Raw genomic sequence first — 22,850 nt, 5'->3', positions numbered from 1 at the left:
TGCCCGCCCACTCGAACAGACATGCGCCAAGGATGGCATGTGCAGTTGGAGTGGGGAGTTCCCAACTTCCGGCTCTCCGTACACCTTTGAGCTCACCGCTATCCGACAATTCGATACGCAATCCATTGACCGAGAAGGCCAAATCAACCACCTCCCCAAAAAGTCGGACTGAGCGTTTCGACCGGGAAAGAGCCGAGTGAGTTGCAATTTGGCACGCCTTGCCATCCAAGACGGCCACAACACCTCTCCGGAGCAACTTGCGCGAAAGGAACCCAGGAGATGCAAGTCCGCAGACATTCAATCTAGGACCCCCCGCAAGAGAAAGGACCCAGTCCTCCCATGCGTCGGCGGCGGACTCAGGATTGCTGCGATCGCCTGGGCCCCGAGCCAAGGAGACCCGACCAAGAGGCGTGCTCGCGCTGGCATAGAAACCCTCTCGGTGGGCTGGCGCAAGCCAAACAGCCGAAGAGACTTCCCGTATGAATTGCAATTTCCTCAGCCTCCGCTATATCCGCGCCTCACGGACGCCACGGCTCGTGAGGCGCCCCGGCCGGCGGCACTCACTCCCTGACTGATCCCACGACCGGCAGCCGTGGCCCCTCTCCAGGCCAAGAGTCCGCCGACAACGAGAGGACTCCTCCCCTCATTCTTGTACCGGAAGGCGCCTTGGAAGGCTCCACTGGACGCCGATTTGACAAGGTACCCGACTGCTTCCCCGCCTGTTGTCTCATGACCCATCGCCTTATCTGCAATCAGATGGGCCGGAGTTCCAACCATCGCCCCCACTACCGCACCCGCGACGATGCACCCAAGTCCCGCCGTACCAGCACATATCGCAATAGCGGCAGTACCCGCAATAAATGCGACACCGAAGTTGATGGCCTGATGGATTATAGCGCTCTTATGTTTCTCCCACCAGCTCTTCTTACTGTCTGTCGCACGTTGGACGGCTTTCGCCTTGGCTTGCGCTACGGCTTTCGCATTGTAGTGATAGACCTTGTAGTGAGCCGGGTTTGCCCGGTAGGCCCGATACCGCTGTTGAGAGTCGTAGTCCTTGCGCGGACTCTGATGCCAGATCCAGGTGCCGCTCTTGTAGGTGTAGCCGGCGCTCATACCACGGTCATTTGCCCAGCGTGCATCGTTGTACGAGGCGCCGCCGGCCGGGCCGTCGGGGCGGAGGCCGTCGGGGTCCGACTTGGTGACCGGGTTGTTGTGGGCGTAGCTGTAGGCGTTCATCTGGGCGGGGTCGCCGATGTCGATGACGGGGTCGACGGAGAGGAAGCGGCCCAGGGTGGGGTCGTACTCGCGGGCTCCGAGGTGGGTGAGGCCGGTGGGGTCATTGGTGCCGCCGACGAAGCCGCGGGGCCCGAAGGCTGAGGACTGGCTGGTGCGGAGTTCGCCGAACGGAAGCTGCTTGCGGCGGGTGACGGCGAGCGTGGTCAGAGCGATCGCCGTCATCGCCGTGCCCTGGTGATCGGAGATGAGGTAGGAGACCTCGGATCCGGCGCGGACCGCGACGGTCTGGCCGGCGTGGGTGTAGTAGCGGGTGCCTGTCTTGGCTCCGGTCGCCGACGCCTTGAGCTCGTCGCCGTTCGGCAGGGAGAGGATGCTGCTGCCGTCCGGGTTCTTGGCCACGAGCCGGTCGCCGTCACTGTCGTAGAGGTAGCTGGTGGTCTTGCCCGCTTCGACGAGGGTGTTGAGGTGGCCTTCGGTGTCCCAGGTGAGGTCCTGGGTCTTCGTGCCGATGACGCGCTGGGTCGTGTTGCCGACCTCGTCGTACTTGAAGGTCGACGTGCGGCCGTTCTCGGGGCCGCCCGTGACGGTCGCCTGCTGGACACCATGGGGGAGGCCCGTATTGGGGGCCGGGTGGGTGTACGTAGTGGCAGCGCCGGCGAGCTGGTCGGTTTGGGTGGTGCGGTTGCCCAGCTTGTCGTAGCCGTAGGAGAGCCAGTAGGCATCCGGGCCGCCGACGGTTCCGGTGGCCGGGGCGGACGCGCAGTCGGTCTTGGCAGTCCACGCCGAGGTCAGGCGCCCGAGTACGTCGTTGGTGAAGCACTGTCGGTCGGTCGAGGCGTCGGCGTCCTGGCCGCTGACCGTGGTCGTACCGGTGATGTTCCCGGCCGGATCGTAGGTCCAGGTGGTGTCGTCGACCCGTTGCGGCGCCATGTCACGGTCCACGGTCTGACCCGTGGGCCGCCCCGTGTGCTCGTCGTAGGTCTGAGTCTTGTAGACCTTCTTGCCCAGGGTTGCGCCGAACTCGGTACGGGTGGGGCGGTCGAAGGTGTCGTACTGGGTGGAGTTGACCAGCGTCAGGGCACCGGCGGTCGTCTTGTACGGCAGACGTCCGTCGACGAACACCGTGGTCACACGCTCACTGGGCACGTCACCGACGGCCGGGTTGAGGGTCCATTCCAGCGCCCCGGTCTCCTCGTCGTAGCCGTAGCTCCAGGAGTAGGTGCCTGCCAGGGGGCCAGCTGCCGAGGGAACCGTCAAAGTGCTGGACGTGGGCTGGTAGCGATCGGTGTACCCGTTGGTACTGGTGGTGTAGGCAGCGCCGCCGTCATAGCGGGTGGTGGAGCTGAGCTGCCCCTTGGCGACGGTGTCGTAGGTCCAGTCGGTCAGGGTGGTGCTGCCGTTCTTGACGGCGGTCTTCCGGCCGAGCTTGTCGTAGACGGTGGTGAGGGTGATGCCGCGAGCGTCCTTGGCCGAGGTAGCGCGCCCCTCGTCGTCATAGGTGAGGCTGGTCAGCCCCTTGTCGGGGTCGTTGACGGCAACCTGCTGGCCGCGGTTGTCGAAGGTGTAGGTCCAGATGTTGCCGGCGGGGTCGGTGACAGTGGCCGGCTCGTCGTACTTGCCGTAGGCGTACTTCGTCGACTGGTAGGCGGTGCGCGCAGCATCGGTGTACTGCCGCAGTTCGGTCTTGCGGCCCTGGGCGTCCGTGATCGTGGTGGACGCGGTGCCGCCCTTGGGCGGTATGACCGTGGTGCGGTCACCGTCGTACTGGGTGACCGTGCGCCACTGCTCGGTGCCCTTCTTCAGGGAGAGGGCGTCGGTGACCCGGCCCGTTCCGTCGAAGAGGTTCTGTGCGGCGGACGGGATCTGGTTGACGGAGGTCGCCGTGTAGAGGGTGGCGGAAGGGGCGACGGCGGCGTAGTAGCTGCCGTAGCTCTTCCAGGCCCAACCCCGGGTGTCGTAGTGGGTCTCGGTCAGGACGCTGTTCGCCGTGCCGGTGGCAGGTGCCTGCGTCTGGCGGGTGCGCAGCAGACCGTCGTAGAGGCTGAACGTGGTGCGGTAGGTGCCGTCCTGTTGGAGGGCCTTGGTGGTGACGGCGTTGGCCTCGGTCTGGGAGATCTTGTACGCGTATTCGGCCGAGGGCTGGGTGGCATGGTCGGCCTTGGACCAGCCCGGCTGCCACACCTTGAGGGTGCGGCCGAGGCCGTCGTAGACCGCCTCGGTGCGCTTGCCGTTGGCGTCCGCCTTGGCGAGGGCGATGCCCCGGAGGGGGTCGTACTCGGTGGTCGCAGTGTGCTGGAGCGCGTTGGTCACGGTCTGGGAGGCGGGCGGCGCGCCGGTGGCCGGGGTGTAGGCCGTGGTGGTCGTGTTCCCGAGGGCGTCGGTCTCGGTCAGCTCCCGGCCGTACTGGTCGTACGTGTGCTGGGCCGTGGTCAGGAAGCCGGTTCCGGCAGCGTCCTGCTCCTCCAGCCGGGTGACATCTCCCTTGGTCGGGGCGGCCGTGAGCGTGCTGGCGCCGTCGTAGTAGCGACGCTCGGTGGAGATGAGGTCGTTCGGCAGGGACGGCGTGGTCCCGCACGGCTTGGCAACGGTCTTGATCTCGGCCGGCAGTGCGATGAGATTCAGGGCAGTGTTGGCCACGTAGGTGGTGGTGGTGCACTCCTCATCGCCGGTCAGCGCCGTATCGCCGAGGCGGGACTCGGTCAGGACGTGGCCGAAGTTGTCGAAGGTGCGGACCGTCTCGGTGGTGCGCCATCCAGAGCCGACTGCGGTACGGGTCTGCTCGACCTTGCCCGCGGTGCTGAGAGCCTGGCGGTCCGGCAGTCCCTCGGAGCGCTTCTGGATCGCAGTGGGCGCGGAGAGTCCGGGCTCGAAGCTGGTCGCGGTCTTCAGGGGGCCGCCGTCACCGTCGTAGGTGGCTTCCTCCCTGGTCATGCCTGCGAAGGCCTGGTTGTCGGCGACAGCCTTGCCGGTGCCGTCCTTGACGGTGGATCCGTCGATGCCCCGGAAGTAGCGGTACTCCTTCAGCGTGGCCTTGTCGGGGGCTGCACCGGTACGGACCTGGACTCGGGCGTAGCCCTTGCGGTCGCTGTAGGTGAGGTGCTTGGCCTCGGTGAACTCGTCGTCCTTGGCCATGGCCCATGCCATGCCGTCGAGGTAGGCGTAGTCGGTCTCCTTGGCGGGAGCGCCGCCGGTGTTGTCGCTCTCCAGGATCTGGGTGACCACGTACGAGTGGAACCAGTCCAGGTAGGGCTCGTAGTTGGCTTGGGGTGCGTCTGGCGGGGACCACTTGACCGGGTAGCAGCGGCGGGTGTTGGACGCCGGTGACGGGACGTCGCCAGCCTTGCAGTCCTGCGGCGAGTAGGTGATGCCGAGGGTGCCGCCGGTCTCGGTGGTGATTCCGTAGACGCGGTATCGCCACATCGCCGGGACCGGATCCGGGCTTCCTCCGGTGGTGGCGCCCTCAACGCGGTTGGGCAGGGTCCGGCCCTGGAAGGTGACGGCAGGGAGAGAGGTCTCGCCGGTGCCGGTGTAGCCGGTACGGGTGATCGAGGCCAGCCAGAGCGGGGAGCTGAGACTGTCACCGGTCGGCGGGAACTGGTGGGTGAGGGACCAGGAGTCGACCGGCTTGAAAGCGCCGCCGGAGAAGACCGCGGTGTCGATCTTCGTCAGGCGCACCTTGGTCCAGAATGAGGGCGAGTAGAGGTTCTTGCACTCGCTGCCGTTGGCGCAGTACTGGTCGAACGGAACGTCGGGCCAGTTCTTGGCGTGGGCCGCGTCGAAAGTGCCGCAGTCGCTGAGGCAGCGTTCGGCGTAGGTGAAGTCGACCTTGGCCGTGGGCTGGGCGTAGTGGTTGTCGGAGCGCAGGCCGTACTCGATGCGCTTGAGGTAGCCGCTGCGGTCGTAGCTGGTAGCGGTTGCCTTCCCCGTGTTCGGGTCGACGTTGCGGCCGTAGTTGTTGGTCTCTTCGGCCCAGTAGTAGGTCATGGCGTCGCCGTGCGGGTCGACCACGGCATCGAGGTTCCACCGCCAGGCCTGCTGGCACCATGCGTCCTTGAAGGCGCTCTTGTAGCAGGGTTCGCCGGAGTGGTTACCGAAGACCGGAACGGTCCAAGTGGAGCGGGTCTCCTCCTTTCCCGCGGTCCAGCCGGGTGGACGGTTGAGGCCGAAGAAGTACTGCGTCCCGTCGGGGGTGGTGACCTTCCAGTGCTCGCCGTCGTTGTCGCCGTTGTTGTTGGTGGTGCTGTTGATCCGGACGATCTGGGTACCGTCGTCGGACTCCAGGTGCCAGGCGCCGGTGGCCGTGTCGCGGATCAGCTGGTTGGTGCGGCCTCCGAGATTGATGACGGCGTTGTCCGTCTTCCAGCAACGGTCGCCGACCTTGGCCGTGGTGTTGTTGCTGCCCGCCTTGTCGTCGGTGCACGAGGCGTACTGGCGCTCGATGTAGCCCGGCTCCATCGACCAGCCGTCGCCAAAGGCGTTGGCCTGGTTGTTGGTGGTGGCGGTGCGTCCGTCGATGGACTGGGAGCTGTAACCCAGTTGGAGTTTGGGGCCGACGTCACCCGGTACGTCGGGGGTGGCGATGTCGTAGTTCCAGGTGAATCCGCCATTGGAGCCGCCGGCTGCCCAGGCACCGGATGGTGCGAGCGAGGTCGCCTTGAAGTCGCCTGCGGACCCGGCTGCTGCGGCGGTGGCGGCCAGCAGGGTCGGGGCCCCCGAGGCCTGGAGCGGAACCGTAGCCGCGAGCGTGGCGGAGGCCGCGTCGTTGGTGGTGGGAAGTTCCCGGGAAACCGCACAGCCCGGAGCCTGAGGTGTCGTCTGGGCACAGGCCGGGAGTTCACGAAGGTGCAGCCTTGACGCCCAGTCACCACCGTAGGCGTGACGGAAGCCCTGGTAGTCCAGCTCGACCCTGACGTCACCCGCGTTCTGCTGCGGCTGGACCGCCAGGACCACGCCCTCTACCCCGAGGTCCCGGGTCGCCTTGCGGTCGAGGACGCGCACCTGGACCTGGTCCCCGGCGCCAACCGTGTGACTGCTCTTGGAGACGCGGACCGGGCCGGCGCCGAAGCCTCCGGCAGCAGGCGATGTCTGGGCTCCTTTGAGCAACGACGTCTTAGGTGCGCCAAGCGGCTGCCTTGTGGTTCCGGGCTGAGGCCAGGTCACATCCGGGGCCTTGGCCGGGACAGTACGCGGCTTCCCCTTCGAAGGCTTGGGCGAGTCCACCGCTCTGGAGGGCACGCGCTCCACCGGTACGGGATCCGGCTTTTCCAGTTTCGCCAGCGCAAGTTGTGCGGCAGCAGCCATCGGTGCACCTAAGAGCCCAGCAAACAGAAAGCTCGTCAGCAAAACACCAATCGCTTTGAACCAGATCTTTTTGCGCACCACCGGCGCGCGCCCACTTCGAACCATGGATATCCCCCCAGAGATCGCACGAATTTTCGGACAATAGCATCGCCCACCGACAGGAGTAGACCTCAAAGCCCCTTCACCTCACACCAATCCGGCCGACAGGTACGCGAGAATCCCTATCCAGATGACCCATCTGTCCGAATATCAGCCTTTTACATCCAGATAAATCCAGCCAATTCCGATCACCAGAACGATCGGCGTGGCGCGACAACTACACGTCTCGCAGCGCGCAGCAACCCCGATCGCGACGTCCACCCAGCAGGCCCCCATCCGACAGAACCTGGTCGCCGAAACAGCAGGAGCCGGGCTACATTGCCCCTTCGAAGGTTCATGTCCGCCAGACCAGGACGTGCACCACGCCCCTGCAAGGCCGTCGGGGAGGAAGTGCGGTCACGTGGGGGAAGCAACGCCGCTTTAAAACGGCTAGCAATCCGGCAGCTCCTACTGCCATCGGGGGGATCCGCATCAAAACGAAGCCATCCATTGCGGGCGGATTCCTTTCCACACAAATCGAAATAAGATTTGCGAAAGGGAATCTAGTGGCAAACAAATCCAAGCAGCCCTTGCGAGGGGGCGGAAATCGCCGCCAAACGCTCGGCCTGACGATCATCTCGGTCGCAGCCGTGCTCGCTCCGGCCTTCTGCGCCATACCGGGTTCAGCGGCTACTGCAACCGAACGGCCTGCGGCCCCACAGAAGGAAGAAGCTCGCGCTGTCGCCTCGGCCGCGGCCACTGGCCAGCGAGTGGAGGTCCTCTCCCAGCGCAGCGAAAGGGCTCAGACCTTTGCCAATCCGGACGGCTCCTTCACCCGCGACAGCTTCGCGGTGGCCCAGTTCGTCCGGCAGGACGGCAAGCTGCTCCGGTTCGACACCCGACTGAAAACGAACAGCGACGGCTCCCTGTCACCTCGGGTCGCCGCCGTCAAAGTAGCCTTCTCCGGCGGTGGCACCGGGCCCCTGGTGTCGGTGGAGCGCGACGGCCGCAGCATGTCCTGGAGCTGGCCGAAGCCGCTCCCGAAGCCGACCGTCGAGGGCGACAGCATCACCTATGCGAACGTCCTTCCGGATGTTGACCTGAAGCTACGTGCGGGCACGGCCGGGTTCAGCCAACTGCTCGTCGTCCGCACGGCCAAAGCCGCGGCCCTCCCCGATCTCGCCATCGTCAAGTTCCCGTTAACCACGAAGGGGCTGAACGTCCGTACCGACGACGGTGGCAACATGCGAGCCACCGACCCCGCCGGCCACGAGGTGTTCACCGCCCCCACCCCGCTGATGTGGGACAGCACCCCACAGCCGTCGGCCGCCGCGCTCGGCGCGAAGTCGGCCCCCGCTCTGGCACCATCACAAAATGAGTTCGAGGCTCCGCCCGGCGCCCGTGACTCCTCGATGGCGGTGAAGGTCGGCGGCGGCGAACTCACACTGACTCCGAACCCCGAGGTACTGAAAGGGGCGGGGACCACCTACCCCGTCTATATCGACCCTGCGGTATCCGGAGCCCGCGAGGCCTGGGCGATGGTCAGCAACCAGTACCCGAACGGGTCCTTCTACAACGGCAACGGCTGGCAGGAGGGCGACGGCGACAGTGTCACCGACTACGCCCGGGTCGGCTCGCCGGGCGACACGCTGTCCCGAGCGTTCTTCCAAATGGACACCAACAACCTCTGGGACACCAACAAGACCATCACCAGCTCGGTCTTCCGCATCCAGAACAGCTACTCCTACTCCTGCCAGGCTCGATCGGTCGACGTCTGGCGCACCGGCGGCATCAGTTCCTCCACCACGTGGAACAGGCAGCCCAACTGGGAGATGTACCTGTCCAGCGTCAACGAGTCGAAGGGCTGGAGCTCTTCCTGTCCAGGCGGCAACCTCGCGTTCGACGTCACCGCCGGCGCCCGAGACGCCATTGCGTACCGGTGGAACGCGCTCACCCTCGGCCTTCGCGCCGGCAACGAGAGCGACGCCTACGCCTACAAGCGCTTCGATGCGCGCACGGCCGTGATGTCCACGACCTACAACACTGCGCCCAACACTCCCACCTCTCTGGACACGGTTCCGAGCACGGGATGCAAGACGACGGCACCCTTCGGTCTGGTCGGGGACACCGACGTCTACCTGACCGCCTTGGTCTCGGATGACGACGGCGGCACCGTGAACGCGCAGTTCCGCCTGTGGGGCGACAACGACACCGGCTGGGGCGGGATCATCGTCGACCAAACGGTCGCGGCGACGTCGGGTACCGTCGCCGCACTCAAAATCCCCAAAGCCACCTTGGAGGCGAAGGAGGCCCTTGCCAAGGGCGTCTTCCGCTGGTCGGTCCAGGCCGGCGACGGAATCACCACAAGCGCCTGGGCACCCAGCGGGACCTGCGGGTTCCTGTTCGACTCCCACCGTCCGTCCAACCCGCCTTCCGTGAGCTCCGCCCAGTTTCCCAGCGGATCCGGTGGGTGGCCGCTTAACACCGCCCAGATCCGTACAGCGGGCACGTTCACCTTCGCCGCCAACGGCGTTGAAGACGTGACCCGGTACGAGTACTGGACCGACACTGACACCACGCACCGGTTCGTCTCACCCACCGCCCTCGGTGGCAGTGCCACTGCGAAGATCACTCCCACGGTCGTCGGAGCCAATCGCCTCTACGCGGCCAGCCGGGACAAGGCCGACAACATCTCCGATCAGCAGGTCTACCTCTTCTACGCCAATGGCCTGACCGTGCCCGACAAGCCGCGTGACATCAACGGCAGCGGCGGCGCAGACCTGTGGGCGATCAGCGGCTCAGGTCAGCTGACCCGCCACTTCGGAGCCTCGGACGGCAGCCTCACCAAAGCAGCAGAACCTGCAGCCGCAGGCGACTGGAGCGGTGCACAGATCACCCACTACGACGACTGGACAGGCGACGCATTCGTCGACCTCATCGCACTCCAGAAGGACACTGCTTCCGGCACCCAGCGCTTGTGGCTATACGAGAACGACGGAAGCGGCGGCGTCTGCGCCACCAGCTGCCCCGCACACCCCCGCACCGAGCTCTCGGTCTACAACCAGGCCAACAACCACTGGAAGAACGGGGTCAAGCAGATCCTCGCCATCGGTGACATCGATGGCCCGCTCGACACGGACGGCAACGGCACTCCCGACGTCCCCGGCTATCCTGACCTGGTCGTGAACGACGGCACCAACCTGTGGCTCTACTACGGCGCTCCCGGCAACCGGCTCGACTCCACCCGTGATCCGCTGCTGCTCGCCGGGCCGAACGACCCGATCGGGGCCGGCTCCACCTCCCTCAGCGAAGTCACGCTCATGGCCGTCGGGGACTTCGACAGTAACGGGCGCAACGATCTCGGCGTCCGCTTCGAGTCCGCCGGCATCGGCAAGCTCTTCGTCTACTGGGGCGGCGACAAGACCGGCGCGGGCATGGCTGACCCGGCCCACCGCGGCCAGTACGCCGCGCACCTCAATTGGAGCATCGAAGCGGCTCCGCTGATCACCGCGGCTCCCGCGGCCAGCAGCCTGGGGAAGATCGGATACTGGGTCACCACGCCCGCCTCGGGAAATCTCCGCTTCCTGACCAACTTCACCCAGCCCACGAGCGCCTTCACCGTCGCCGCGACGGACTTCGCCGGCTACCAGCGCCTCAGCTGACAACCCGGGCACGGGGCCGGGGCCTGCCGCGTTCTCGTAGCCCCGGACCCCCTCCCTTTCTCGCACCACAGGAAACCCCAATCACATGTCCAAGATCATCGGGTACGCATCCGGAGTGTTCGACCTCTTCCACGTCGGCCACCTCAACCTCCTCAGACAAGCCCGATCGCACTGCGACCACCTCGTTGCCGGGGTCCTCACTGACGCGGCTGCAGGCCACAAGGGTCACGCCCCTGTTGTCCCGCTCCCCGAGCGTCTTGAAATCGTCCGTGCCATCGCGTACGTGGACGAGGCCGTAGTCGACACCACGCTGGAGAAGATGGAAGCCTGGCGGCAGATCGGCTTCCATCGCCTCTTCAAGGGTGACGACTGGAAAGGGACGCCCCGAGGCAAACAATGGGAGCGGGACTTCGCAAGCGTCGGAGTCGACGTCGTCTACCTCCCCTACACTGCACACGTTTCGAGCACCAGCCTGCGCCGCATCGTCGATGTACTTGCCATCTCCCGGCGGTGACCGCTCTTCAATACAGTCAGCCCCTGCACAGGCTCTTCCGGGCCGTGCAGGGGCTGACAAGGGTCCCCAGACATGCGCGTCCAGGTTGCCTAACACCCACTTGAGTACGGTGGCTTCGTTCACGTCTAACCGCAGCGTTTGTCCACGGGTTTCGGCAGCGGTTGGTCATCAGTCGGCTCGTGGATGCTCACGAGAAGTGACTTTGGCTCACTTTCCGTGGAGGTCTGACTGATTCCCGCTCGTTCTTGTCAAGGTTATGGAGACCTGCGCGGACGTTGAGAGGGTCTGAGCGGCTGAGTGCGTGGCTGCCACGAACGCCGTTGTCAGAGGCTTGTTGGACAATCCGTTCCGTGACCGCCGCAGGGAGACCCGCAGTGCCGGGTTCGGTGTGGTCTGAAAGTTCACAAGGAGGACGGATTGGAAGACCAACGGGCAGCGGATGATCTCACCCTGCGCCTTGATGAGCTGGCGGCCGGACTCACGGATCCGGACTGCGACCTCGACGACCTTGCAGAAATCGAAGAGGAGCTCGTAGCCGCCCGGTGGGGGGAGCTGATTCCGCACCTGGAACGGCATCTCTCGGCAGCCGTGGAGGCGGGCAACTGGTACGCCCGTCATGTGCTCGCCCGGATTCTGGCCGAGACCGCCGGCCGCACGTCCCTTGCCGCCCTGTTGCGGGCCTACTCCCGCAATCTGGGTGACGACCAGGACTCTCTCTCGACGAGGCTCCATGTACTCGCGCAGGAGGACCCGGCCGCCGCGCGCGAAATCCTCCTGCCGTGCGCCGTTGGCAACGATGAGGACCTTCGCAGGACGGCAATCTGGCTGCTCGGCTTCGTCCCCGAACCAGCCGATCTCGACCTGCTTGCCCACGCTGCGCAGGACTCGGACGAAAGGGTCCGCAGCGTCGTCGTGGGCACGCTCGGCAGCCACGGGACAGAGCCAGCGGCCATCGACATGCTGTTGAACCTGCTGGACGACCCTTCCCCGCAGGTGCGCATCTCCACCCTCAGCTCCCTCGGGTTCCTTCAGCAACCCAGAGCCCTGCCGAAGATCCGCTTGCTTGCGAACGACGACAACCCCCGCGTTCGAGCCTGGGTCGCGATCACCTTGGGCCGATATCCCTCCCTAGAGCCCGCAGACCCCGCAACCTCGGCCGTACTCGACCAGCTGGCAGCAGACGCTGACCCGTACGTTCGTGACCAGGCAACCGAGGCACGTCAACGCAAGCCCCTCCGCGGCTGACGAGGCGTGCGCTTCATGCGGCGCCAGCCAGGTCCGGTTGCGGTGGCTGGGCTGTCCATTGACGTTGGTCGCGGATGAGTGCCCACAGAACGTCGAGGCGTCGGCGGGCGAGCGCGAGGATCGCCTGCTTGTGGCTCTTGCCCTCGGCTCGCTTGCAGTCGTAGAAGGTCTTCGACGTAGGACAGAAACGGGCAGCGATCTGGGCGGAGAGACAGAAGACGCGCAAGAGTCGGCGGTGGTAGCGGTGTGGCCAGCGCATGTTGTTGCCGCTGATGCGACCGGAGTCCCGTGGGACCGGAGCGAGGCCGGCGACACCAGCGAGGCGGTTGATGGCGCGGGTTCGGTCTGCGGCGAGGTCGTAGCGGCGGCCGGTGAGGATCTTCAGGTCCACCGCGATCTCGTCCGACTCCTGCAAGGGCTGCAGATCCCGACGCATCCGTGCCTGGTCGGCGATGACGTAGGCATCCTTCGCGTCGGTCGTGCCGTCTCCGCGCTAGCCGCGTGAGGCGTGGTGGGCAGTTCGGCCAGGAATGTAGAGCAGCCGCTGACCATGGCTGGTGAGGAGGGCGATCAGAAGTGCGCCCCCGCCGGCGTTCAGGTCGACAGCCCAGGTCACCGAGCCGTCCTCGGCCAGTGCCAGGACGTCGCCTATTAGCTCCAAGAGCTCCGGCTAGTTGTTGGGCACCCGACGCGAGAGCACCTTCGTTCCGTCCGTGTCGATCACCGTGCAGTGATGCGCGGCCTTGCCGGCATCCGTCCCCGCCCAGAGCTCGGGCACCCGAGCTGGGGCTGAGGTGATCGACCGGATCATCAGTCGCGGCGACGTCGTCATTCCCGCGCCGACGATGGCCGAGGCGTTGGGTGTGTGCGGGCGCCGGGGCTACCGGCGTCCGATCGAAGACCTGGAGGCCGACCTGGTCCAGCTCGGTGTGAAGGTCGAGGCCTTCACCGAGGCCGACACCATCCGGGCGGCCGAACTGTGGCACCTCCCGCCGGACCGCCGCCGTGACTCGCTCTCGTTCGGCGACGCGCAGTGCCTTGCGGTCGGCGAGCGCCTCGGTCACATGATCGTGACCGGGGACGGGTACTGGGAGCTTCTGCACAAGGACGGACAGATCCGCGTCCCCGTGCTCCTCTTCCGCTGACCCTGGCCGATCCCGGAGTGCCCCGCCCCCTTCTGGGGGCGGGGCACTCCCGCATTCCCAACATGGCCCGGTGGGTGGCGGCGTGCTCGGCCCGCGTTCACCGCGGTGCCTCGGCTTCGACCCGTCGGCCCCGCCGTTGCGCGCGGACCCGGAGTGGGTCACTGGATGGGGGCGGCAGGCAGCGCTCCATCCGGATGCCGCAGTCAGGCTCGAATCCGGCGGATTGCCGGCGCCTCCGCTCCCTGAACTTCCATGAACGCTTTGATCAGATCTTCAGCGAACCGGTCCGCGTCCTGATCCGGTAGCGCCCTCCACATGCTGTACGTGCGTCGTACGACAGCAGCCGCACCTTCCGCGTTCCAGGTTCTGCCCATGCCTGGGGGGGGCAGGAATGGGCGCGTTACACACATCGGGGAGCGTGCAGGCTGCCGTGGAGCATGCTGAGCACGCCCCGCAAGAGCCCCGGGGAGTTTCAAATGGCGTTACCCGTATGGCTAACGATGTTGAACCAGCATCGCTCCCGCACTGGACGTTCGTTTCCCTCCGGCGGTGTCGGCGGCTCCTGGTGCTGCTCGCCGTCACCCCGGGCACGCTCGTGATGTTTTCGTCGAGTGGCTGTGGACCCAACCCGCGGGGGAAGACGGGGACGTGCACCGCACCGTCGACCATCGACCGGCGGATCTCCGGCACCGTCGTGTCCGCCCGCGCCGAGCACGGGGTGCGGATGGAGGACGGCGTCGGCCGCCTGGCCCGCAACCGGCTCGAGCAGCTCGTGAAGGAGATGGAGGAGCAGGGGGAGACCCGCGGCCGCGGGCAGGCCCCGCCGCTGCTCGTCGAGCACCTGGTGAAGATCAGCGCGGCCTGCCCGGACAACCTCAGTACCGCCATCGCCGCCGACGGCACCCACCACACCGGCGCACCCAACTACCCCACCAGCACCGCTCAGCCCGCACCGCGCGAGCCGAGCAACGGGACGACGCCCACCGCCAGGACCAGCTCGCCACGATCACGGAGTTCGCCGCCGCCCTCGACGCCCACCGGTCGGCCATGTTCCACCGCGAGCACGTCACCCTGACCGGCGCCGGACCGGAACCGGAGCTGGAGGCGCAGACCCGGTCCCACGAGACCCGCACCGCCATTACCGCGCCCCACATCCGCCTGCAGATCCTCGTCCCCGAACTGACGGGACCCGCCCAGCACGCCGCAGACGCCACCTACGCCCTGCGCAAGGCCACCGACCAGGCCGACTTGGACGACCGGCGCCGCGCCGCCAAGGAGGCCGCCACCGTTTTCGTCGCCGCGGCCGCCGCGCGGCTCAGCCCCGGCAGTCGCTGAACGGGCAGCAGGTACAGCTCCGAACTCCGGTGCCTCGCCGCCCGGGGAAGACGTGGCGCGGAGAACGAGAAGAGCCGGTACCTGCAACAGGTACCGGCTCTTGAGCGGTCGTGCGCCAACACCGGCCCGCGTTTTCCCTGCTCATGCTGTGGTCGGAGCCAATAGCGATCAGGGTTTCCTCCACGCAGGCCGTGAGGCCCGTGCCAGGGTTCGCATGGTTGCAGGCACCCTTGCTCGCAAGCAAGGTGCACTGGGGCGCCCGCGCATCAACCCTCCGCTACCACGAAACGGCGACATTGGGAGAACCCAGGCGCGCGGCGCGTCGCGGCAGCTCAAAGAGCTGCACTCGAACGATGGGCGAACGGGTGGGACGGTCTTCACGATTCGACACGCGAGCCCGGCATGCATCAAAGGGCGTCGACATAAGGTCTGTGTGACGGAGCTCCTTCGCAGGGCTGCCACCATGTATGTCCACAGACCACGCCGAGGGTGGCGCCAACCACCACAGTCCGTGATCAGCGGGGCAGGAAGCCTCCTACGACCGCCAGTGATGTGCCCAGGCCGAGGTGCGCAACGATCAGCAGCACCCACTCCACGGGAGGCATACGCCACCGGCTGAGGGCTGTCAGTCGCCACTCGTACGTCGCGGAGCCGACGGCAAAGCCGAGCAAGGGAACCCAGAGAAAGGTCCACCATGACCAGGTGTCAGTGAGGCGGAGCAGCAGGGACAGTGCGCCGATGAGCGTCGCAGTCAGGAACCATCCCGGCTTCTGCTCCCTTTGGCCGGCGCGCGGCACGGCTGAGGAGGTGTTCAACGTCGCATGTCCTCTCGGGTTCGCGGATGAGGTGCCGCAAGGGCGTGCTGCAACCGCAGTTGCAGCACTCCCTCCGATCAATCGGAGATCAGCTTGTTCGTCAGTGGAACATCTCCCAGATGGTGTAGAGATTGCCGGCGGCGTTCATGGCGGCCAGCGGAGCCTTCCAGTACCAAGACAGGCCGTTGTACCAGGCCTGGAAGTCGCTGAACTTTCCGCCGACGGCCTTGGCGAAGCCAGGCACCTTCTTGAGCAGCTTGACATGACCACTGGTCGCGTGAACGCCGACGAGGTCAACGTGACGTCTCCTTCGCCGCCCATCTCCAGACCATATGTGGCCGTCATCTCCCCGCCGGCCCGCACTGACCGCAGGATGCGGTTGGACCGCTCCAGCCGACCGGTTGCTCGATCATGGGCCCCGGTGACCACCCGGCGATGGCCGGGAGCGTTGACGCGCCCGGCCATTGCCATACATGTAGCGCCACTCTCACCGCGAGTCCGGGCCTCGTCAGCTCCAGGGCGATGCGGTGAGCCAACTGCTGTCCTGGGCCCACGAGGAGGTGGAGTCCCAGGCGTTGGAGCCGCCATTGCCGGCCAGGTAGGCCGCGAAGTTGTAATGGCGGATGTATTTCGTCGGGTAGTTGACGGACCGGAAGGAGTTGCCGACCCCGCTGTTGCCCGGGGTGGGGCAGAAGGTGGCGTCCTGTGCGAACGCGCCGCCGCCGTCATCGGCGCTCACGTTGAGCTCGTAGGCATAGTGGCGCAGGAAGCGGCCGGGAACATTGGCGGACTCGAAGGTCAGACAGGAGGTGTTGGCCAGGCCGGCCCGCACGATCCAGGTGGCGTCGGCCTTGTCGGTGGCCGGGCTGGAGGAGTTGATGGCGGAGATGACGACCTTGTTGTCGGCGTCGTCGTGGCGCAGGTAGTGGGAGGTGCAGCACCCCGTCGTGGCCTGCAGGGAGACCCGGGAGCCAGGGGTGAGGGTCCCGGTGCCCGTCGGGGCGCTGCTGTAACCGACGGCGGTGATGTTGGCCTGCACGGCGTTCTCGGTGGCGTCCGAGGGGTAGCCCGAGGTCATGACTCCTTCATAGAAGGTGCCGGCGCCGGAGATGCTGTTGTCACCGCCGATGCCGAGGATGATCGCGCCCTGCTTCTTCATCGGGTTGTAGCCTGGGACGTTGGGGCGTACGCCGCTGTAGTAGGTGGACAGGGGGCCCGACTGGGCGTTGCCGCCGCGGATGGCCCACTGGTTGGAGCCACCCTTGACCATGGCGGTCAGGAACCGGTTGTCGACGCTCGGGTCGTTGGCGTTGAAGTGCTGGTTCACTCCTGAGAACAGGCCGTTCTCCAGGTCGGCCATGACCCAGGGGCCGTTGCCGCTGCCGTAGCCCCAGCCCTTGTTGTTGCCGAAGTAGATGGCCTCCATGGTGCCGTTGCCGTCGTCGTTGCCGGTCGTCTCGGCGTTTCCGTAGTCGAAGCAGCAGCCGCCGTTGAAGTGGGTGCCGTCGAGGATCGCGTACATCCCCTCCGGTTGGTCGCCGGTCGCGATGCCCGAGGTGTGGTTGTTCCGGTAGCCGGTGCCGGGGGCCACGTAGACGCCGTATGCCTTGTGCCCGCCGGCGGTGACAGGCGCCTCGAAGGCGTTGGCGAGGTTGTCGCTCCCACCCGCCGCCGGCCCGGGAAAGTGGCCCCTCGGCGCCTGGGCAAGGTGATTGCCCTTTCCGGACTCGTCATAGATGACGGTGATGACGCAGCTGGTGCCGGCGCAGAAGGAGTCTTGCGCGGCGGCGTTGGCGTATCCGCCGGTGCTCAGTACGCCGATGTCCTTGACCGTGTTGTCCGAGGCGCGCCTGACCTGGTACAGCGGACCGTCGTACGCCGCGTACAGGGCGCGCGTGGTGCTGTGCGCGGCAACGCAGGGAGTGCCGCCCGCGGCGTAGATGTCGCACGGCCCCTGGCCTGCGGCCTGCGAGGCGGTGGCCGTGGCCGTGGCGCTGAGCAGGCCGGCGGCGAGCGCGACGGTGCCACCGGCCGCGAAGAGCGCGCGTCTGACGCGGCGGGTCCACGGTTGCTCGATCATGAATGACTCCTTCGCTGGGGGTGGAGCTGGATGTGAGCGTCGACGACCCGACCGCGCCGCGGCGGCCGGACGGTGTGGGTGATTCGACGCCTCCGGGTTCGGTGTGGCTTCGGACGTCTCCGGCCGGCCTGCTGGTCAGCTCCGGGGCGGCGGGGCTGGCTGCTGTCCTGGCGCCGCGGCGCCGTGGAGTCTGAGGCGTTGGTGCCGCCATCACGTTTGTTAGCGCTAACAATTTTGGTTAACCGCCGCTCACCGCGATGCTGTTCGGATGGGGTCATCACTTTCGACGAACTCCGGAATGACGTCAAGACATCGAACCGATTCGCCTTCGTCCACTACGTCCCGGGCGCCGGCGCCGGCAGGGCCTTGCCGTCATCGAACGTCAAGTCGGCGGCCCGATAGCCAGGCCCTGCAGGGACCAGGGCGCCCGGGACGTCGGTGTCGGTGTCGGTGTCGGTGTCGGGGTAGTCGTCGTGCACGTCGGTGGGTAGCCAGCCGAAGGCCCGCACATCCGCCGGTGGCCGTGGGCGACGGACCTGCCGTGACGGCCGGGCTGGTCGCGCAGAGCTTCCGTTCGGGGAGCGGTTACTGTGACCGCTCCCCGAACGCGTCTCGTAGCGGGTCCGGGCCCCGTTTCACCCCCTACCCCTGTCCTTCCGGCTCCGCCTCCAGGACCAGTCCGCTCCGCGGGCGGATAGCGGGAGAGGGGTGCGCGTGGAGGAGATGGCGCAGGGGTTGCCGCACCCTCCTGCACAAGACTCAGGCCGGTATCGCCACAGTCGCATTCGGAGGGTGGGGCGGGTTAAGTTGCTTAATCCGTGTCCCTTCGGAAGCAGCTGGAAGAGGTGTACTTGGGGAGGTCGTTGCGGAAAAAGCGGATCGTCTGATCGGGTGGCTGTGGATTTGTCAGCTCATTGACTGCGGCCTCGGAAATGATCAGACAGAACTTCTTAACCAAGGGCTTTTGGGACCCTGAACGAATGAGCTCCAGAGAACCTTCGTACCGGCCCGCCTGGTACATCCAATCGTTAGCCCGGAACTCGAATGAAGGCTGTTGAGGTTTATCCTGACTAACAATGAAAGGGGCCGGATCGCCACTCCAGCGGTTATTGACCGTATCCGTGGATGGGTCGTAATACCATACGACGCTCTCTCGCCAGTAGAAGACTGGATGCTTCGAACGAGAGATGGAGGCAGTTGGGGTGAGCTGTAGGCGCGCGTCACGGACTACTTCTACATCCTCGCTCTTGACTCTGGTGGACATCGTCGGCTGGACATAGAAACGCACACCATTTCCGAGCTTCTCAAGACGCAAGAGGTGAGGAAGCGCCAGCTCGACGTCCGGCTGACGCTGCAGCTCGGCGAAGTTAAAGCACGAAATAGCCAGGGCCACGACAGCAGTAGCCGTAGCAGACCACTTGTGCACGGCCTCGAATTGTGTCCTCCTACGAGACCTCGCCGGCCTCCTCACAGCCTCTTCCATTCCCCCACTCTGCCCGCAGGGCCCAGAATTTAGTCTTCTACGTTACTCCGGATGGTCGGCTGCCCCTCCATCCGACCGTCGGTCTGACTTGTCCGGTCGCGACGTCCTCGCCGCTACTTCTGCCCCTGGGTATTCCGCGACGACCGCGTCGGATGGCGCCTCATCAGCACGCGTGGGTGAAGGTCGCCCGGTCACAGCCGTGCCTCAGACTCCGACTTCCGGAACAGTTCCGTCTCTATGCTTACGCTTAATTCCCAAGCTAGATTCACTTTGGGATCGAGGTACCTTTGCAGCACCCTGGCTCGCTGTGCTCTCATATCGCAAACCCTGAACCTGCGCAGCACGCAGAAGCATGGCGACAGCTCAACTGCAGTGCGTCAGCTCGGAGGACGAAGCTCACGCAGGCCGTAGTCCGGAGCCCTCCGCTTCCGCACCGCACCCAGCGCTTCACCCGGCCGGCATGGGCCGGCCTGGGGCGGCCACAGGCGCCTGGCACGTTCATCGAGGACGTGGCCACGCCGCGGTGCGTCAATGCCTGCAGGACGGCCGGACGCTGAGCAGCTCGGTCCGCAGCACGGGTGTGCCGTCGACCGGTGCCGGGTCCTCCGCGGTCGGCTCGATGCCTCCGGCGGCGGCTTTGTCGAGTGTCGTCAGGCCGTCGGCGCCGACCGTGCCGAAAACCGTGTAGTTCGGTCGCAGCGCGGAGTCGCCGTAAACGACGAAGAACTGTGAACCGTTGGTGTCCGGACCGGCGTTGGCCATCGCCAGCAGGCCGCGCCCGTAGAGGCGGCGCGCGCCGGTCGGGTCGGTCGGTGCCGGCGGCAGGTCCACCGGCAGCTCGTCCTTGTACTTGTACCCCGGCCCGCCCTCTCCGGTGCCGGTCGGGTCGCCGCACTGCAGGACCTTCAGCGTCGGATACGCCGTCAGACGATGGCACACCGTGCGGTCGTAGAACCCATGTCGTGCCAGGTGCAGGAAACTCTGGACCGTGCACGGCGCCTTGGCCCGGTCCAAGTGCAGCGGGAGCGGGCCCTGGCTGGTCGGAACAGCCATGTCGACCGTGCCACGACTGGGGGTGCGCCGCGGGTCGGGCGGTAGCGGAACAGAGCGCGCCGGCGGCTCGTCCGGGGTCTGCGTGTACTGGCAAGGGCCGTGCGTGGTGCGCGGCGGAGCGCCGTCGGAAGCGGTGGCGACACTCCCCCCAGCCACGACTAACGCCACGGCCGCGAATGCGCTGATCAGTACTCGGTTCATCTCGCACGCCCTCCCGATGATCGCCAGGTCTTGGAGCGGTCGCAGTCTAGGGCGTGGGTTGGTCCACGGGAATGCTCAACGGCAGGAGGCCGGCACGGCCAACCCCGACATCCTCGCCCTCCAGCCGACGTCCCCGAGCCAGGAGGGTGGGGGCTCCACCCTGTCCCCCATACGGTCATCCGACCCAGAAGGAGACGAACCGATGCCTCCGACGTGGTTGCATCGCCGACGAAGCGGCCGACAAAGAAGCGCCGCGTACGCCTTCTCGGCCTCGGCGGGCGGCCGGGGGGCCGGTGGCGGTCAGAGCCAGCCGCGTTGGGCTGCCTTGAGGGTCCGCAGCGACCTCGCCTAGTCCATGAGGTGCGCTGGGGAACGGCGGCGGCGGGACTGAGCGGGTCTCAGACGTCCTGGCACCGCACGGCGTTCGTCGAGGAGTTCGCCACCGCCCGGATCACGCCCCCCGGGATGGAGTGGGGGGCGGCGCCGGCCGCACTCTCCGGGCGTGCTCTCGGGGGCTCTGGGGGCTCCTGGGCCAGCACACATGTCCTCCGCGCGCGAAGGCTGGCCAAGAGGCGCGGGCTGTGCCAGCCTCGGGCTCGCCTCTCCATCATGTGGCCGACATTCGGGAGTTTCCGTGTCGTTTCTGAGTGAGCCGAAGGCCATGATCATCGCAGCCGTTATCGGGGCGGCCGCCATCCTGATAGCCGCCCTGATAGCCCTCACTGGAGCCAAGGGCGGGTCCAGCAACGCATGCACGGCAGACAACAGCGCCCACCAACAGTGCTCCAACACGAACACCGGCACGGACAAGGGCCCCGGCCGGTGACAGTGGTCGTGTCTCGGCGCGGCCGGCACCTCGCGGCCCTCTTCACCGCGTTGGTCCTGCTGGCCGCGCCCCTGACCGCGTGCACCACCAACACCTGCGAGGGCGACCGGGGCGGCTCCACCGTCTGCGTGAACAGCGGCTCCGCCCCCGACGCGGACGCCAAGTACAAGCAGCAGGTGGTGGCGGCCTGCGGCCAGCTGCGTGCGGCCTCCCAGTGGGACCCGCCCGCGGACCGGGAGAGCGGCCGGCTGGCCTACAACAAGAAGAAGGTCCTCGCGACCCTCCGCAACACCTACGCCGAATATCAGGGGGCGCTCGACACACTATGGCGGCAGGCGACGCCGGGACCGTTCAAGGAACGTCAGTTGACCGCGAAAGCAGCGGGCGACGCATGGCTCGCGGACGTGGACCGGTTGTTCAAGAGAGCGGAGGTCGAGCTCCCTGACCCGATACCGATCGACGGCTACTACGTACTCTCCGACGCCAAGGAGACCGCCAGCCGACAGGAATTCCTACAAGCCATGACAGCGCTCGGCGAGAAGGAGTGCAGCCTCGAAGCGGCAACCGCGTCGTGATGCCACCTTGACCGACTGGAGTGTCCGCTTCGCTCTCTGCTGTCCACGCCCTCCGGCTCCGTCGGGCCACAGCCCCGCTGACGCGGGGCCAAGGCCGGCAGCAGGAGGGTCAGAGGGGGCGGACCTGCTCCGCTTGCGGACCCTTGGGGCCTTGCGACGTGGTGAACTCCACCCGCTGGTTCTCCTCCAACGACCGGTAGCCGGAGCTGTCGATCGCGGAGAAATGAACGAACACGTCCGGAGTCCCGTCATCCGGCGCGATGAACCCGAACCCCTTCTCCGCGTTGAACCACTTCACAGTCCCCTGAGCCATACCCGAACCTTCCGCATCAAGAGCCAGGCGCATGATCGCGCCAGTCACAGACTGAAGCTCCCCTCTCCCCGGTCCGGCAAACTAGGCCGTCCGGGCGTACCCCGTGCATCCGTCACGGCCCGCCCTGGCTCGTTCCGGCGTCCTGGGAGGCGGGCCAGCACGTGGGCGTCCAGGAAGCCTCGCTCGGAGGCCGGGTCGTGGATCAGACGGGCGAACGGGACGAGTCCGGATGCGGCCAGCAGCTCGGCGAACCGGTCCACCGGCCAGCTGTAGGCGGGCGTCACCTTGTGGTCGAAGCGGACCGGGTCCGGGGCCTCGGTCGCGAAGAACGAGACCAGCAGCAGGCCTCCTGGTGCCAGTACGCGGACCTGTTCGGCGAGCAGCGCGGGCAGCTCTGCGGGTGGGGTGTGGATCATCGAGTAGTGGGCCAGTACACCGCCGAGCACGCCGTCCCCGACCGGCAGGGCCTCCATGCGCGCCTCGTCGAACCGCAGCCCCGGATGCGCCCGCCGGGCGTGGTCGACCATGGCCGGGGACAGGTCGAGCCCGAAGGCGTCCAGCCCCAGGTCGTGCAGCATGGCCGTCAGGTGTCCGGGCCCGCACCCGACGTCTGCCGTCCGCGGGTTCGCCGTTTCGCGCACCAGCTCGGCGAAGCTTGCGATCATGGCCCGCGCGAACGGCCGCGTCTCCAGACGATCAGCGAACATCGAGGCATACAGCTCGACGACCCCGTCGTAGGCCGCCCTCGTCTCTTCCTGATGCTCCACCACGGGTAGGAAGCTAACACCGGCACGTCTCAGCCGTTCCCCGGCTTCAAACCCGCATCAGGTGTCGGCGATCGGCCGTCCGGTTTGTCGGCTCCTCGTTTTGCTGCCAGGCAGGTTGCTGAGGTGCTCCCCCGTCGCCGTACCCCCTGAGTCTGGCCCAGGGTGGGAGGTGTCCCGGGCGGGCCCCACGGCTCGTTTCCGGGTCCCGTTGACGAGGAGGA

General features: G+C 66.7%; 17 protein-coding genes and 1 pseudogene. 8 read left to right on the top strand and 10 right to left on the bottom strand.

Annotated features, from left to right (window positions below):
• Positions 1-495: 495 nt before the first annotated feature.
• Complete coding sequence (locus ACIBAD_RS28355; RefSeq protein WP_398909375.1) at positions 496-6,234, bottom strand: RHS repeat-associated core domain-containing protein; 5,739 nt, start codon at positions 6,232-6,234, stop codon at positions 496-498.
• 947 nt (positions 6,235-7,181) lie between these two features.
• Here ACIBAD_RS28355 and ACIBAD_RS28350 point away from each other — a divergent pair.
• The 3 genes from ACIBAD_RS28350 (at position 7,182) to ACIBAD_RS28340 (ending at position 12,036) form a co-directional block, all read left to right on the top strand.
• Positions 7,182-10,277: a VCBS repeat-containing protein gene (locus ACIBAD_RS28350; RefSeq protein WP_398909373.1), complete on the top strand. Its 3,096-nt coding sequence runs from the start codon at positions 7,182-7,184 to the stop codon at positions 10,275-10,277.
• 85 nt (positions 10,278-10,362) lie between these two features.
• Positions 10,363-10,791, top strand: coding sequence for an adenylyltransferase/cytidyltransferase family protein (locus tag ACIBAD_RS28345; protein ID WP_398909371.1), 429 nt, complete (start codon positions 10,363-10,365; stop codon positions 10,789-10,791).
• A gap of 417 nt (positions 10,792-11,208) precedes the next feature.
• Positions 11,209-12,036, top strand: coding sequence for a HEAT repeat domain-containing protein (locus ACIBAD_RS28340; protein ID WP_398909369.1), 828 nt, complete (start codon positions 11,209-11,211; stop codon positions 12,034-12,036).
• A gap of 13 nt (positions 12,037-12,049) precedes the next feature.
• Here ACIBAD_RS28340 and ACIBAD_RS28335 read toward each other — a convergent pair.
• Positions 12,050-12,847 (bottom strand): annotated as a pseudogene (locus ACIBAD_RS28335) (transposase).
• Here ACIBAD_RS28335 and ACIBAD_RS28330 point away from each other — a divergent pair.
• The 3 genes from ACIBAD_RS28330 (at position 12,831) to ACIBAD_RS28320 (ending at position 14,516) form a co-directional block, all read left to right on the top strand.
• The gene (locus ACIBAD_RS28330) at positions 12,831-13,181 is read left to right on the top strand and encodes a PIN domain-containing protein (RefSeq protein WP_398909367.1); all 351 of its coding nucleotides are present in this window, start codon (positions 12,831-12,833) and stop codon (positions 13,179-13,181) included. The pseudogene ACIBAD_RS28335 and the gene ACIBAD_RS28330 overlap by 17 nt on opposite strands.
• A 490-nt stretch (positions 13,182-13,671) precedes the next feature.
• Positions 13,672-14,256, top strand: a complete 585-nt coding sequence (locus ACIBAD_RS28325) for a hypothetical protein (RefSeq protein WP_398909365.1) — start codon at positions 13,672-13,674, stop codon at positions 14,254-14,256.
• Positions 14,229-14,516 carry a hypothetical protein gene (locus ACIBAD_RS28320; RefSeq protein ID WP_398909363.1) on the top strand — a complete coding sequence of 96 codons (288 nt, stop codon included), beginning with the start codon at positions 14,229-14,231 and terminating at the stop codon, positions 14,514-14,516. The genes ACIBAD_RS28325 and ACIBAD_RS28320 overlap by 28 nt, the downstream gene beginning before the upstream one ends.
• Before the next feature lie 515 nt (positions 14,517-15,031).
• Here the strand turns inward: ACIBAD_RS28320 and ACIBAD_RS28315 are convergent.
• The 6 genes from ACIBAD_RS28315 to ACIBAD_RS28290 form a co-directional block, all read right to left on the bottom strand.
• A complete protein-coding gene (locus ACIBAD_RS28315) occupies positions 15,032-15,331 on the bottom strand; it encodes a hypothetical protein (RefSeq protein WP_398909361.1) in 300 nt (99 codons plus the stop codon).
• A gap of 100 nt (positions 15,332-15,431) precedes the next feature.
• Complete coding sequence (locus ACIBAD_RS28310; RefSeq protein ID WP_398909359.1) at positions 15,432-15,575, bottom strand: hypothetical protein; 144 nt, start codon at positions 15,573-15,575, stop codon at positions 15,432-15,434.
• Between the two features lie 264 nt (positions 15,576-15,839).
• Positions 15,840-17,411, bottom strand: a complete 1,572-nt coding sequence (locus ACIBAD_RS28305) for an alpha-L-arabinofuranosidase B (RefSeq protein ID WP_398909357.1) — start codon at positions 17,409-17,411, stop codon at positions 15,840-15,842.
• 335 nt (positions 17,412-17,746) lie between these two features.
• Positions 17,747-17,890, bottom strand: a complete 144-nt coding sequence (locus ACIBAD_RS28300; protein WP_398909355.1) for a hypothetical protein — start codon at positions 17,888-17,890, stop codon at positions 17,747-17,749.
• Positions 17,891-18,222: 332 nt separating this feature from the next.
• Positions 18,223-18,837 carry a hypothetical protein gene (locus ACIBAD_RS28295; protein ID WP_398909353.1) on the bottom strand — a complete coding sequence of 205 codons (615 nt, stop codon included), beginning with the start codon at positions 18,835-18,837 and terminating at the stop codon, positions 18,223-18,225.
• Between the two features lie 585 nt (positions 18,838-19,422).
• Entirely contained in the window at positions 19,423-19,947 is a 525-nt protein-coding gene (locus tag ACIBAD_RS28290; RefSeq protein WP_208329177.1) for a peptidylprolyl isomerase, read from the bottom strand.
• An 835-nt stretch (positions 19,948-20,782) separates the two neighbouring features.
• Here ACIBAD_RS28290 and ACIBAD_RS28285 point away from each other — a divergent pair.
• Together ACIBAD_RS28285 and ACIBAD_RS28280 are read left to right on the top strand one after the other, a co-directional pair.
• Entirely contained in the window at positions 20,783-20,974 is a 192-nt protein-coding gene (locus ACIBAD_RS28285; RefSeq protein ID WP_134076369.1) for a hypothetical protein, read from the top strand.
• Entirely contained in the window at positions 20,971-21,549 is a 579-nt protein-coding gene (locus ACIBAD_RS28280; RefSeq protein ID WP_398909350.1) for a hypothetical protein, read from the top strand. The genes ACIBAD_RS28285 and ACIBAD_RS28280 overlap by 4 nt, the downstream gene beginning before the upstream one ends.
• A gap of 109 nt (positions 21,550-21,658) precedes the next feature.
• Here ACIBAD_RS28280 and ACIBAD_RS28275 read toward each other — a convergent pair whose 3' ends face one another.
• Entirely contained in the window at positions 21,659-21,862 is a 204-nt protein-coding gene (locus tag ACIBAD_RS28275; RefSeq protein ID WP_134076367.1) for a cold-shock protein, read from the bottom strand.
• Positions 21,863-21,906: 44 nt separating this feature from the next.
• Positions 21,907-22,632 (bottom strand): methyltransferase domain-containing protein, encoded by a 726-nt coding sequence (locus ACIBAD_RS28270; protein ID WP_398909347.1) that lies wholly within the window; start codon positions 22,630-22,632, stop codon positions 21,907-21,909.
• Positions 22,633-22,850: the final 218 nt, after the last annotated feature.

The organism is Streptomyces sp. NPDC051109, from assembly GCF_044455885.1.
GTDB lineage: Bacteria > Actinomycetota > Actinomycetes > Streptomycetales > Streptomycetaceae > Streptomyces.
This window is presented reverse-complemented; position numbering and strand designations above follow the sequence as displayed.